Annotated in this window: 11 protein-coding genes; 6 read left to right on the forward strand and 5 right to left on the reverse strand. The window is 69.0% G+C overall.

The genetic code is table 11. The annotated features are described in order from the left end of the window. The first annotated feature begins 23 nt into the window (after window positions 1-23). Window positions 24-905, forward strand: coding sequence for an HpcH/HpaI aldolase/citrate lyase family protein (locus tag ACS5Q7_RS02215; protein WP_478337779.1), 882 nt, complete (start codon window positions 24-26; stop codon window positions 903-905). 4 nt (window positions 906-909) lie between these two features. Then, window positions 910-1,389 carry a dUTP diphosphatase gene (gene dut / locus ACS5Q7_RS02220; protein ID WP_478337780.1) on the forward strand — a complete coding sequence of 160 codons (480 nt, stop codon included), beginning with the start codon at window positions 910-912 and terminating at the stop codon, window positions 1,387-1,389. A gap of 12 nt (window positions 1,390-1,401) precedes the next feature. Here dut and ACS5Q7_RS02225 read toward each other — a convergent pair whose 3' ends face one another. After that, window positions 1,402-3,657: a S8 family serine peptidase gene (locus ACS5Q7_RS02225; RefSeq protein ID WP_478337781.1), complete on the reverse strand. Its 2,256-nt coding sequence runs from the start codon at window positions 3,655-3,657 to the stop codon at window positions 1,402-1,404. Window positions 3,658-4,541: 884 nt separating this feature from the next. Here ACS5Q7_RS02225 and ACS5Q7_RS02230 point away from each other — a divergent pair. Then, on the forward strand, window positions 4,542-6,689 hold the full coding sequence (locus ACS5Q7_RS02230; protein ID WP_478337782.1) for a TonB-dependent receptor: 2,148 nt from the start codon (window positions 4,542-4,544) through the stop codon (window positions 6,687-6,689). A gap of 15 nt (window positions 6,690-6,704) precedes the next feature. Here ACS5Q7_RS02230 and ACS5Q7_RS02235 read toward each other — a convergent pair whose 3' ends face one another. Continuing rightward, window positions 6,705-7,580: an ATP-binding protein gene (locus ACS5Q7_RS02235; RefSeq protein WP_478337783.1), complete on the reverse strand. Its 876-nt coding sequence runs from the start codon at window positions 7,578-7,580 to the stop codon at window positions 6,705-6,707. 143 nt (window positions 7,581-7,723) lie between these two features. On the opposite strand from ACS5Q7_RS02235, the gene serS reads away from it, so the two are divergent. The 3 genes from serS to ACS5Q7_RS02250 are packed head-to-tail and all read left to right on the forward strand — an operon-like array spanning window position 7,724 to window position 10,448. Further along, window positions 7,724-9,043 carry a serine--tRNA ligase gene (gene serS / locus ACS5Q7_RS02240; RefSeq protein WP_478337784.1) on the forward strand — a complete coding sequence of 440 codons (1,320 nt, stop codon included), beginning with the start codon at window positions 7,724-7,726 and terminating at the stop codon, window positions 9,041-9,043. After that, window positions 9,043-9,807 (forward strand): 5'/3'-nucleotidase SurE, encoded by a 765-nt coding sequence (gene surE, locus ACS5Q7_RS02245; protein ID WP_478337785.1) that lies wholly within the window; start codon window positions 9,043-9,045, stop codon window positions 9,805-9,807. The genes serS and surE overlap by 1 nt, the downstream gene beginning before the upstream one ends. After that, window positions 9,804-10,448 carry a protein-L-isoaspartate O-methyltransferase family protein gene (locus ACS5Q7_RS02250; RefSeq protein WP_478337786.1) on the forward strand — a complete coding sequence of 215 codons (645 nt, stop codon included), beginning with the start codon at window positions 9,804-9,806 and terminating at the stop codon, window positions 10,446-10,448. The genes surE and ACS5Q7_RS02250 overlap by 4 nt, the downstream gene beginning before the upstream one ends. Window positions 10,449-10,510: 62 nt before the next feature. On the opposite strand, the gene ACS5Q7_RS02255 is transcribed toward ACS5Q7_RS02250, so the two are convergent. Genes ACS5Q7_RS02255 through secF form a run of 3 tightly spaced genes read right to left on the reverse strand, consistent with a single transcriptional unit; the run spans window position 10,511 to window position 12,750 of the window. Next, on the reverse strand, window positions 10,511-11,398 hold the full coding sequence (locus ACS5Q7_RS02255) for a phytoene/squalene synthase family protein (protein WP_478337787.1): 888 nt from the start codon (window positions 11,396-11,398) through the stop codon (window positions 10,511-10,513). Next, entirely contained in the window at window positions 11,398-11,796 is a 399-nt protein-coding gene (locus ACS5Q7_RS02260) for an Mth938-like domain-containing protein (RefSeq protein WP_478337788.1), read from the reverse strand. The genes ACS5Q7_RS02255 and ACS5Q7_RS02260 overlap by 1 nt, the downstream gene beginning before the upstream one ends. A 12-nt stretch (window positions 11,797-11,808) precedes the next feature. After that, entirely contained in the window at window positions 11,809-12,750 is a 942-nt protein-coding gene (secF, locus tag ACS5Q7_RS02265; protein ID WP_478337789.1) for a protein translocase subunit SecF, read from the reverse strand. Window positions 12,751-12,891 lie beyond the last annotated feature (141 nt).

Genomic DNA, 12,891 nt, shown 5'->3' on the forward strand with positions numbered 1-12,891 from the left:
CCGTCCGTCGGGGGAGATCCATGATGAGCGAGATCCGTCCGCGTCGCAGCGTCCTCGCCATGCCCGGCGCCAACGCGCGGGCGCTGGAGAAGGCCCGCTCGCTGCCCGCCGACGTGGTGCTGATCGATCTGGAGGACGGCACCGCCCCGGAGGCCAAGGCTGACGCGCGCATGGCGGTGGCGGCGGCTGTCGCCGCGCGGGGTTTCGGCGCCCGCGAGGTCGTGGTGCGGATCAACCCGCCCGAGACCGAGGACGGCGAAGCCGACCTCGCCGCACTGGCGGAGGCCGCGCCCGACGCGGTGCTGGTGCCCAAGGTGAAGACCTCCGACGCGCTGATCGCGGTGGGCTCGCGCCTGCGCCGGCTCGGGGCGCCGGCTTCGACCCGCGTCTGGGCGATGATCGAAACGCCGATGGCGGTGGTGAACGCCGCCGAGATCGCCAGCGCCGCCCGCGATGTCGATGCGCGGCTCTCGGCTTTGGTCATCGGGCCGAACGATCTCCTCAAGGCCGGCCGCATTCCGCCGCCCGGCCGCGCCGCCCTGGTGCCGTGGCTGATGCAGGTGCTCGCCGCCGCCCGCGCCTACGAGATCGAGGCGATCGACGGCGTTTTCTCGAACTTCAAGGACGAGGCCGGCTTCGCGGCCGAGTGCCGCCAGGGCCGGGAGCTGGGCTTCGACGGCAAGATGCTGATTCACCCCAGCCAGCTCGGCCCGGCCAACGCCGCCTTCGCGCCCTATCCGGAGGAGCTGGCCCAGGCCCGGCGCATCGCTACCGTGTTCGATGCTCCCGAGAACCACGGTCTCGGCGTCGTCGCCGTCGACGGGCGGATGGTGGAGCGGCTGCATGTCGAGGCGGCGCGGCGGCTCATCGCCATGGCCGAGGCCATCGAACGGCTCGGCGCCTGAACCGATGGGCGATCTACCGGGCGACCTGCCCTCCGTCGGCATTCGCCTCCTCGACGACAGGCTGCCCGGCTGGGGCTTTCCCCGCTGGGGTTCGGCGAGCGCCGCCGGCCTTGACCTGCACGCCTGCCTTGAGACGCCGCTCACCCTCGATTCCGGCGCCCCCGCCGCCCTGATCCCGGCGGGCTTCGCCGTGCTGATCCGCGATCCGTCCTGGTGCGGGCTCGTCTTTCCCCGCTCCGGCCGGGGCCACCGCGACGGGCTGATCCTCGGCAACGGCACCGGCGTGATCGACGCCGATTACGAGGGCCCGCTGATGATCTCGGCCTGGAATCGCGCGAGCGTACCGGTGCGGATCGAGCCCGGCGAGCGCATCGCGCAACTGGTCTTCACCCGCATCGCCCGGCCGGCGCTGACCATCCTGGATGGGCAGGCAGGGCCGGGCTCCGGCCGGGGCGCGGGCGGGTTCGGATCGAGCGGGCGTTGACGGCCGGCGCGCTTACGCGAACAGGAAGTCGGACGCGCTCAGGTGCTGATGCTGGGTATTGGTCAGCTGAATCGTGTCACCCATCGCATCAATGTTGGAGATCGTGATCGTCGAGCCGCTATCCGCGATCTGGAGATGGTTGAAGTCCGCGCCCATGCCCCGCAGAACGAGGTGATCGACGCCCCGGGTGAAGTCCGTGATCATCATCGATCCGAACCCCACGTGATCGAAGACGAACATGTCCGCCCCGCTACCGCTGGCCACCGTCTCGCTGCCGGACCCGGCGATGAAGGTGTCGCTGCCACGACCGCCCAACACCGTTGACGTGCCGTTGCCGCCCACCACTGTGTCGCCGTTGTCGTTGCAGACGACGGAGCAAGAGCCGTCGCCGAGGGTGAGCTTGTTGATTGCCGCGTCCCTCCCGATCGTCAGGAACGCGACGCCGTTCTCGGTCGAAGTCTTGCCGGTTCGCAGGTCGATCGCCTCGGTACCGGTCATCATGGCGGTGTCGATCCAGGAACCGACGCCGGAGGGATCGTGCAGGGTGATGCGGCTGGAATCGAAGGCGTCCATCTTGGACGCCTCGTCCGTGTAGTGGAACTGGTGAGATCGGCTCGGCGTCGAGCCGTAGAGGTCCAGCGTGGCGGACTTCACCACGACGGCATCGCCGCTGATGGGATCGATCACCCGCGCCGTCCAGGTCCCCTGAGCGGCCTCACCGAGGAAGGCGTGGGATCCGAGGGTAAGGGTGGCGCCATCCGATACGTTGTTGCCGGTTTCGCTTGAGCTCGTCGCCGAAGCATCGAGGATGATCGACGTCGTTCCATTGGGCGAGGTGAGCAGCACGGCCAGATCATCGAGGTTGGCCGACTTGATGTTGAGCGTCAGATCGGCATTCTCCACCGTCTCGGAGCCGCTGATCTTGAACGCGAAGCTCGTACCGGCATACGTCGCCGGAACGGCCGCGCCGCGAACCGTCGCGGAGAGGTGAACCTCGTTGTTGAAGGTCTGCGCGGTCGGGTTCATGTAGCTCCATACCGCCGCCTCGCGGATGGCATCGTGGGCGTTCAGCTCTCCGAACCCCTCGTCGTTCGAGAAGTGGTAGCCGCCGCCGTTGAACCCGCCGGCGGCGTGGTTCACAGTCCAGCCATAGGCCATGTTACCGGTGGCCGCGGTGGTGAACTGGCTCGACTCGTTGTCGTGCGAGGCGAGGGCGAGGATGATCTGCACGTCCCGCGCGCCGAGCCGGCCATTCGCGCCCAGCATGTCCGCGACCACCGCGGCGACCTCGGGCGTGGCGGCCGAGGTGCCGCCGAACGTATTCGTGACGTTTCCGGGGGCATAGCCGGCCGCACCGGACTTGTCGGTGGTGGTGATGCCCAGATCCGCGCCGTTGCTGGGCGCTGCGGTGAGGAGCGATGCACCACGCTGTGAATAAAAAGATACGGTGTTGTTGCTATCGATCGCACCCACGGTGACGATATGCCGATCGACGTTGAGTTCCTGAGTCGCCGCGTCACGGTGATCGGTATACCAATCGTTGCCCGCCGCCTTGACGATCACCGTTCCGAGCTTGCCCCTGCCAACCGAAGCAGCATAGTCGAAGTTGTCGATGAACGCTTGGTAGCCCAAGTCGAACCATTTGTCGGTCCAGCCCCACGAATTGCTCGTGACGTCGAACTTTGACATCTGCCGGATTGCCTCCGACAGGTTGGCGCCCGCAATGCCGGAGAAGATGTTGACGTCCGTCAGGGAGGCGCCATAGGCGATGCCGGTGACCTGACCGCCGGTCTTCATGGGGTCGGCCGCGATAATGCCGCTCGTCGCCGTGCCGTGAACACCCTGGCCGGCGCCGGTGAGAATACCCGGATCCGCCTTTCTGTAATTGATGACCAATTCGCGCGAGGCGTCGTAATGGGTCATCAGAGCCGAGACCGACTTGTCGATCCCGTCGTCGTAGACGCCGACATGAACGCCAGCACCGTTATACTTGGCGAGCATCGCCTTGGCGGTCGCGGCGGCGCCGAACAGCTTGGTGATGTTCCATTGCTCGTTCGGATTGTTTGGCGCCGTGGGCCGCCGCCAGCTCGGGCCAAAGAGGCTCGCAGACAATATCTGCGTGCCCCCGTAAGAGCCGAACGAGACATCGGCGGGCCGCGCATCCCCTGCTGCCATTGGGAAGGGCCAGGAGCTCGGCCAATCGAGCTCGGAACCGTCATCGAGATGGCCTCTCGGCGAGCCACCGGGAACCACCGACGAATAACCCAACCTCGACATCCCATCCCCCAAAGCGTGGACACCTATCCGCGCGTCCGGGATATAGAACGAGTTCCTATAACCGGACTGAACGCCAGCGTATGGCAGGCATTCCATCCCAGTCAAGGCTCGATACGTCACTTTTGATGTGCTCACAGTGGATTGCGTTGACAGGCGCACGGGCCGCGCATTGTCATCACAATCAAAGGTTTAGATGACACATCGCAAAATTTACAGTTGTCTCCGCGCATCGGGCAACACGAGGTAAATAAATCTAGGAAAATTAGCAGGTACGGGCACCGTTCTGCTTCCGGCCGAAGCGTCCTGCCAGAACCTGGATTCACTGGAAGCCGTTCGGCAGGAGCGGTGGCTATGGGCGGTAGCCCACTCCGGCGACTCGGCGCGCAGGCGCTCGGGGGCGATCTCCAGGCCACGCTTCACGCGCGATGACGGCGGAAGAATCGAACCAGACGAATCGCCTAAAGCGGTTTCGGTTTGATCTGGATCACCTGCTTCACCGTCTTTGCGAGCGACAGCGAAGCAATCTAGGGCAGCGGGACCTGAACGGATGTGGCGGATCCCTGGATTGCTTCGCTTCGCTCGCAAAGACGGGAGACGCAGCATGATCCGGGTTGTCCCGAAAACGCGCTAGATGCCGGATGATTTACCGCGACCAATCCCGTGTTTAGAAATATTCGTATATCAATTCTGAAACATTGTGGTTTCTGAATCGTTTCTCTCATGCTACCCGGCGACTCGATAGGGACATTACGTCGCAGGTTGAGCTGATGAATACCGAAAAATATTCGAATTACCAAAAATCAATACATCACATTGGGATCAATCATCGTCAACTTGCGCAAACAATAAACCGAAAATCTGTCGTTGCTTTGCTCATGACGGCGCCGCTCGTCACTGTCGTCCCCGCCCAGGCCGCGCCGCAGCGGGAGCCGGGCGAGAGCGCCATCACCCTCGACGCGCTGTCGGTGGAGGCGCGGGGCGCCGGGAAGGGGGAGGCGGGGGGCCTTCCGCCGGCCTTCGCGGGCGGGCAGGTCGCGCGGGGCAGCCGGCTCGGCCTCCTCGGCAACCGGGACACGATGGAGACGCCGTTCAGCGCCACGAGCTACACCGACAAGGCGATCCGCGACACGCAGGCGGTGAGCGTCGGCGAGTTCCTGACACGGACGGACCCCTCGGTGCGGACCGCCATCGGCAGCGGCAACCGCTACGACGCGCTGACGATTCGCGGCTTCCGGGTGGACAACCGTGAGTTCGCGCTGAACGGCCTCTACGGCCTCGTGCCGGATTACCGGATCAACCCGGCGCCCCTCGAGCGGATCGAGGTGCTGAAGGGCCCGGCGGCCTTCCTGTTCGGCGCGTCGATCTACGGCAGCGTCGCGGGCACGGTGAACGTCGTCACCAAGCGGGCGGGGGAGACGCCCTTGAACCGGGTGACGGTCGATTACGCCTCGCCCGGCGCCGGCGGAGCGCAGGTCGACGTGGCCCGGCGCTACGGCGACGGGAACCAGGTGGGCGTGCGCATCAACGGCGGCGGGTTCGGCGGCGACACGCCCATCGACCGGACCGGCCAGCGCAACGGCGTCGGGTCCCTCGGCCTCGATTACGACGGCGACCGGCTGCGCCTCTTCGCCGACGTGATTTACCAGCACGACGCCTACGACATCCAGACCCGGGGCGGGAACCCGGTGCCGGGCCTGCGCATCCCCCGCGCGCCCGATCCGCGCCGGAACATGTCCCAGGCCTTCGATTTCTCCCGCGCCGACAGCCTCACGGGCCTCGCCCGCGCCGAGTACGACCTCACCCCGGACATCACCGTGTTCGGCGCGCTGGGCGCCAACCGCTTCGCCTACGACAAGCAGGAGAACCCCGCCTTCACCCTCCTCGATACGCGCGGCACCACGCGGGTGAACTCCGTGTTCCAGACCGGCGCGACCGCGACGCTCTCGGGCGAGGCAGGGGTGCGGGGGCGCTTCGCCACGGGCGGGATCCGGCACGAGATGGCCTTCACGGCCACGCGCCTCGACCAGGACCTGACCCTCGGCCAAACCACCTATGCGAACTACCTCTCGAACCTCTACGCGCCGGTCCGCCTCGCCTCGCCGGGGCTGCCCCTGCGCGCGGGCACCTACCCGCGCGGACGGTCCAGCTACAACCGGATGACGAGCTACGGCGTCTCCGACACGATGACCTTCGCCGATGGGCTGGTGGAAGTGCTGGTCGGGCTGCGGCGGCAGGAGATCGATACGGGAAACTACACGCCAGTCACCGGCCTCGTGAACAGCGCCTACGACCGGTCCGCGACGACCCCCGCCCTCGGCCTCGTCCTGCGGCCGACGGAAGCCCTCTCGCTCTACGCCAACACCGTCCAGGGCCTCACCGCCCTGCGGGCGCCGGGCTCGGCGGCGAATGCCGGGCAGACCTTCGCTCCGGCCCGATCACGGCAATACGAGGTCGGCACGAAGCTCGACTTCAAGACCTTCGGTGTGACGCTGGCAGCCTTCCAGATCTCGAACCCGGCGGGCAACGTCGATCCGATAGGCAACGTCTACGGCGTGGGCGGCGTCCAGCGGAACCGGGGCTTCGAGGCGACAATCTTCGGCGAGCTGGCGCCGGAACTGCGGGTCATCGCGGGGGCGACGCTCCTCGACGCCCGCTGGGAGCGGACGCGGGGCGGCCTCTACGACGGTAACCCGGCCACCGGGGCGCCGCGCGTCCAGGCCACGGCCGGCTTCGAGTGGGACACGCCGTTCCTGCCCGGCCTCACCGCCCTCGCCACGGTTGTGTACACGGGCTCGTCCTATGCCGGCACGTCCTTCACGAAGCTGGCCTTCTCGAAGATCCCCGACTGGACGAGTGTGGATCTCGGACTGCGCTACACGACGCGGGTGCAGGACAAGCCGGTCACGCTCCGGGCGACGGTGACGAACGCCACCGCCAGCCGCCACTGGATCGCCAACCCGAACGGCGCCCTGATCCTCGGTGCGCCGCGCACGCTCTGGCTCTCGGCGTCGCTGGATTATTGAGAGGTCGAGGCCCCGTCAGTCCAGCGTCCGGCCGAGGCGCCCCGCCAGATCCTGGATGTACTGGAACGCCGTCCGGCCGGAGCGGTGGCCCCGGGTGGTGGCCCATTCCAGCGCCTCGGCGCGCAGGCGCTCGGGGGCGACCTCCAGGCCGTAGCGGGCGACATAGGCGTCGATCATCGCGAGGTACTCGTCCTGGCTGCACTTGTGGAAGCCGAGCCAGAGGCCGAACCGGTCGGAGAGGGAGACCTTCTCCTCCACCGCCTCGCCGGGGTTGATCGCCGTGGAGCGCTCGTTCTCCATCATGTCCCGCGCCAGCAGATGGCGGCGGTTCGAAGTGGCGTAGAACAGCACGTTGGCGGGGCGGCCCTCGATGCCGCCGTCGAGCGCCGTCTTCAGGGACTTGTAGGACGTGTCGTCGGCATCGAACGACAGGTCGTCGCAATAGACCAGCCAGCGGTGCGGGTCCGGCCGGAGCAGGGCCATCAGGTCCGGAAGGGCCTCGATGTCCTCGCGGTGGATCTCCACGAGCTTCATCGGCCGCGCGCCGGCCGGGCGGCGGGCGTTGATGTCGGCGTGCGCCGCCTTCACCAGGGAGGACTTGCCCATGCCGCGCGCGCCCCAGAGCAGGGCGTTGTTGGCCGGCAGGCCGCGGGCGAAGCGCTCGGTGTTCTCGACCAGGATCTCCCGCGCCCGGTCGATGCCGGTGAGCAGCGCCATGTCGACATGCGCCACCTGCGGCACCGGCACCAGCCGCCGCTCCGGCCCCCAGAGAAAGGCATCGGCCGCATGCGGGTCGAACGGGGGCGGGGCGGGGGGCGCCGCGCGCTCCAGGGCGGTGGCGATGCGCTCCAACAGGGGCATCAGGGCGTCGAGGGGGATGAGGCTTGTCATGGTGTCGGTCGGGATCGTGCGGAGGTCCCGCCTCCATAAGGCGGCGAGCCGCGAAAGGCACGCCCGCTTGTCCCGCCCGGCGCGATGCGGCAAAGCGGGGCCAGCCCGCGCCACGACCCCGTGGCCCGACCCGAGCCGATCCGATGCACGACATCCGCGCCATCCGGGAGAACCCGGACGCCTTCGACCGCGACCTCGCCCGCCGGGGCCTCGCCCCGCTCTCGGCCGAGCTGATCGCCCTCGACGAGGCGCGCAAGGGCGCCGTCTCGGCCGCCCAGGCGAACCAGGAACGGCGCAACGCGCTGGCCAAGGAGATCGGCGCCGCCAAGAAGGCCAAGGACGAAGCCCGCGCCGCCGCCCTCATGGAAGAGGTCGCCGCCCTCAAGGAGGCCGGGCCGGGCCTGGAGGCCGCGCAGGGCGAGACCGCCAAGGCGCTGGACGCGCGCCTCGCCGCGATTCCCAACCGCCCCAAGGCGGACGTGCCGGAGGGCGCCGACGAGCACGGCAACGTCCTCTACCGCAGCCACGCCTCAATCCGGGAACGGCTCGGTGAGGGCAAGGAGCATTTCGAACTCGGCGAGGCCATGGGCCTCATGGATTTCGAGACCGCCGCCAAGCTCTCCGGCTCGCGCTTCGTGGTGCTCAAGGGCCAGCTCGCCCGGCTGGAGCGGGCGCTCGGCCAGTTCATGCTCGACCTGCACACGCAGGAGCACGGCTACACCGAGGTCGCCCCGCCGATCATGGTCCGCGACGAGGCGATGTTCGGCACGGCGCAACTGCCGAAGTTCGAGGACGACCAGTTCGCGGTGCTCGATGGCGAGGCCCTGCGCGGGGCCGCTTCGGGCGAGCAGCCCCGCCGCTGGCTCGTCCCCACGGCGGAAGTGCCGCTGACGAACCTCGTCCGCGAGTCGATCCTGCGCGAGGAGGAGTTGCCGCTCCGCTTCACCGCGCTCACCCCGTGTTTCCGGGCCGAGGCCGGGGCGGCGGGGCGGGACACGCGCGGGATGCTGCGCCAGCACCAGTTCAACAAGGTCGAGCTGGTCTCGATCACGACCCCCGAAAACTCCGCCGACGAGCACGAGCGGATGCTCACCTCCGCCGAGGCGGTGCTGAAGAAGCTCGACCTGCCGTACCGGGTGATGACCCTCTGCACCGGCGACATGGGCTTCGCGTCGCAGAAGACCTACGACATCGAGGTGTGGGTGCCGGGACAGCGGACCTACCGGGAGATCTCGTCCTGCTCGGTCTGCGGCGATTTCCAGGCGCGGCGGATGAACGCCCGCTACCGGGGCAAGGACGGCAAGCCCGCCTTCGTGCACACCCTCAACGGCTCGGGCGTGGCGGTCGGCCGCGCGCTCATCGCCGTCCTCGAAAACTACCAGAACCCCGACGGGAGCGTCACGGTCCCGTCCGTGCTCGCGCCCTATATGGGCGGCCTCCACCGGATCGAAGGACCCCGCTGATGCGCATCCTCGTCACCAACGACGACGGCATCCACGCCCCGGGGCTCGCCACCCTGGAGGAGATCGCCCGCGAGCTTTCGGACGACGTCTGGGTGGTGGCGCCGGAGAGCGACCAATCCGGCGTCTCGCACTCGCTCTCGCTGAACGACCCGCTCCGCCTGCGGCAGGCGGGGGAGAAGCGCTTCGCGGTGAAGGGCACGCCCTCCGATTGCGTGATCCTCGGCATCCGCCACATCCTGGCGGAGAAGGGGCCGGACCTCGTGCTCTCGGGCGTGAACCGCGGCCAGAACGTCGCCGAGGACGTGACCTATTCCGGCACCATCGCGGCGGCGATGGAGGGCACCATCCTCGGCGTGCGCTCCATCGCCCTAAGCCAGGCCTACGGCGCGGGCGGGCGGCAGGCCCTGAAATGGGATTGCGCCAGGAGCCACGGGGCGAAGGTGGTGCGCAAGATCCTCGATACGGGGATCGAGCCCGGCATCCTCGTCAACGTGAACTTCCCCGATTGCGAGCCGGACGAGGTGCAGGGCATCGCCGTGGCCGCGCAGGGCTTCCGCAATCAGGCGCTGCTCTCCATCGACGCCCGCGTCGACGGGCGCGGCAACCCGTATTTCTGGCTCGCCTTCGCCAAAGCGCGGTTCGAGCCGGGCCACGGCTCGGACCTGAAGGCCATCGCGGAGAAGCGCATCTCGGTGACGCCGCTGCGCCTCGACCTCACCGACGAGCCGACGCTCACCCGCTTCGCCCAGGCCTTCGCGGAATGACCACCGCGCGGGACGAGGCGGGCTCCATCGGCGACGCCGCCTTCGTCCTCGCGCTGCGCGAGAAGGGCCTCCGGGACATCGCCGTGCTGCGGGCGATGGAGCGGGTGCCGCGCGGGACCTTCGCCCCGGCGGCGCACCGGGAGCAGGCGCGGTGGGACATCGCCCTGCCGCTGCCCTGCGGCGCCACCATGACGGCCCCCTCGTCGGTGGCGGCGATGCTGACGCGGCTCAAGCTCGAACCGGGCCAGCGGGTGATGGAGATCGGCGCGGGCTCCGGCTACGTCACGGCCCTCCTCGACCGCCTGGGCGCGGGCGCGGTGCTGAGCCTGGAGCGCTACCGCACCCTCGCGGAGGACGCCGCCGCGCGCCTCGCCGGCCTGCCCGAGGTCCATGTCGTCCAGGCCGACGCCCTGGCGCCCGCCCTGCCGGATGGCGGGTTCGACCGCATCCTCGTGAACGGCTGCGTCGAGGCGGTGCCGGAGCACTGGCTCGCGGCCCTGGAACCGGGCGGACGCCTCGTGACCGGCCTGACCGTGGACGGTCTCTGCCGCCTCGCCTCCGTCGCGGCGGACGGCACGCGAGAGACCGGCCCGCCGATCCGCCTCGCCGCCCTGGTGCCGGGGCTGGCGCGGGTGCTCTGAAAGTCCAGGGTTCGCAAAGGGCCGCGCCCTTTGGCGGGTGCAGGGCAACGCCCTGCTGCCCCTTACCGAATCGCCCGCGAGGCCCGCCACAGGCGCCACACCCGGCGCCAGCGCGGGAGGTCCACGGCCGTGTTGAGCGGGTCGTAGGAGGTCCGGTCCATCACCGCGAGGTAGGGCTCCACCAGCGCCACCGGCAGGAACGCCGTGCGGGCGGCGGGGGCGATGGTCGGGCGGCCGGCCTCGTAGGCGGCGAGGTGGCGGCGGGCGAGGTCGCGCAGATCGGCGCAGGCGCCGCGCAGGCCGGGGCCGCCGCGTCCGGTCACGATGTCCTCGCGGGTCACGCCGTGGCGGCCGAGGATGTCGGCGGGGAGGTAGACCTGCCCGGCGCGGGAATGCCAGGGCAGGGCGCGTAGCAGGCCGGTGATGCCGTAGGCGACGCCGGCATGCCCGGCCGCCGCCGCGCCGCCGGGCTCGGCGCCGCCGCCGATGATCAGGCTCGCGATGCGGAACAGGGCCGAAGCGGTCTCGCCGCAATAGCCCTCCAGATCGTTCACCCGGGGCATCGGATCCTCGTAGAGGTCGAAGACGCGGGCGTCGATCAGGTCGACGAAGGGCTGGCGGCTCAGGCGGTTGGCCTTGATCGCCTCCTCCAATGCCGCCGCGACGGGGTTGGCCTTCACGTCGCCGCGCGCCTCGCCCTGCAGGGCGTCGCGCCACCATTGCAGGCGGATCTCCCCCGCCATCGGGTTCGAGGCGGCCTCGCGCACCCGCGCGACGGTGAGGCTGAAGGCGTAGAGGGCGAAGAGATGCGGCCGGGCGGCGGCGGGCGCGAAGAGTGTGGCGAGGTAGCGGTCGGGGTCGCCCTCGCGCACCAGCGCCTCGCAATGGCTCTGCGCGAAGGGAAGTCCGGTCTCGGCCGCCGCTGCCTGATCCCGCGCCGCCTCCGCCATCAGGCGACCGCGATCAGCGCGGCGGCGACCTTGCGGTTCTCGGCCACCAGGATGTTGTAGGTCCGCGCCGCGGCCCCCGTCTGCATCACGTCGAGGCCGACGCCCGCGTCCTTCAGCCAGCCGCGCAGGGCGGGGTCGATGGCCGCGATGTCGAGCCCCGTGCCGATGAGCAGCAACTCGATGTCTCCCGCCTCGGCCTGGACCGGACGGAGCGAAGTCCGGTCGATTGCGCGGGGCGCCTCGACGGGCCAGGCCCGCACGCCGGAGGGCAGGAGCAGGATCGAGCCGCGATGCGACATCCCGGCGAAGCGGAAACCGCCATTGCCGTAGGTGTCGATGATGTGCCGCCCCGGCACGAAGCCGGAGTCGAAGTTCTTCGGGATCTCCTGCTCGGCCATATGAGGAAAAGACTACTCCGCCGGTTGCGGGAGGCCGGACCGCTCGGCGGCCGCACGCGCGCCCGAGAGCATCAGCCCGAGATAGATCAACACCGGAGTCGAGACGAAGATCGCCGAGTAGGTGCAGATCAGAACGCCGCAGAGCATCACCACGGCGAAGCCGTTGATCGCCTCGCCGCCGAACAGCACCAGCGCCAGCAGCGACAGGGCCGAGGAGATCGAGGTCATCACCGTGCGCGACATGGTCGAGTTGATCGACAGGTTGAGCAGTTCGACGGTGGGGATGGTCTTGTAGCGCCGCATCAGCTCGCGGGTCCGGTCGAACACCACCACGGTCTCGTTCAGGGAGTAGCCGACGATGGTGAGGATCGCGGCGATCGAGGTCATGTTGAACTCGATCCGGGTGATGATGAACACGCCGACCGTCAGCACGATGTCGTGCAGGGTGCCGACGATGGCGCCCAGCGCCAGTTCCCGCTCGAACCGGAACCACAGGTAGAGCAGCACCGCGATGACCGAGAGCACGACGCCGATGGTGCCCGACTGGACGAGCTCGCCCGAGACGCGGGGGCCGACGGTCTCGGTGCGGCGGAAATCGTAATCCTGGTCGAAGGCGGCGTGCGCCTTGTTCATCACCGCCGTCTGGCCCTGCTCGCCGCTCTGCAGCGGCAGGCGCACCAGCACGGTGCCCTGGTTGCCCAGTTCCTGCACCTCGGGCTCGCCGTAGCCGAAGGCCGAGGCGGTGTGGCGGATGCCGGCGACATCCGCCTTGCCCGATTTCGCCTGCAGCTCGACCAGGGTGCCGCCCTTGAAGTCGATGCCGAAGTTCAGCCCGACGGTCAGGAACAGCACCACGGTCGCCAGCGAGAGCAGCGCCGAGAGCGGGAAGGTGAAGCGCCGGAATCGCATGAAGTCGAAATGCGATTGGTCGGGCCAGAGGCGAAGCAGGCGCATGGTCAGTCTCGGTTCCTGGGTGCGCGACGGGCCTTTCGACCGATCGCCGTCATTCCGGGGCGCCCGGAGGGCGAGCCCGGAAGCCAGACCCTCGACCATGCCGGATCCGGCACCGTCGGCGTGTCTGGATCCCGGGTTCTG

Source organism: Methylobacterium sp. Gmos3 (assembly GCF_056430985.1).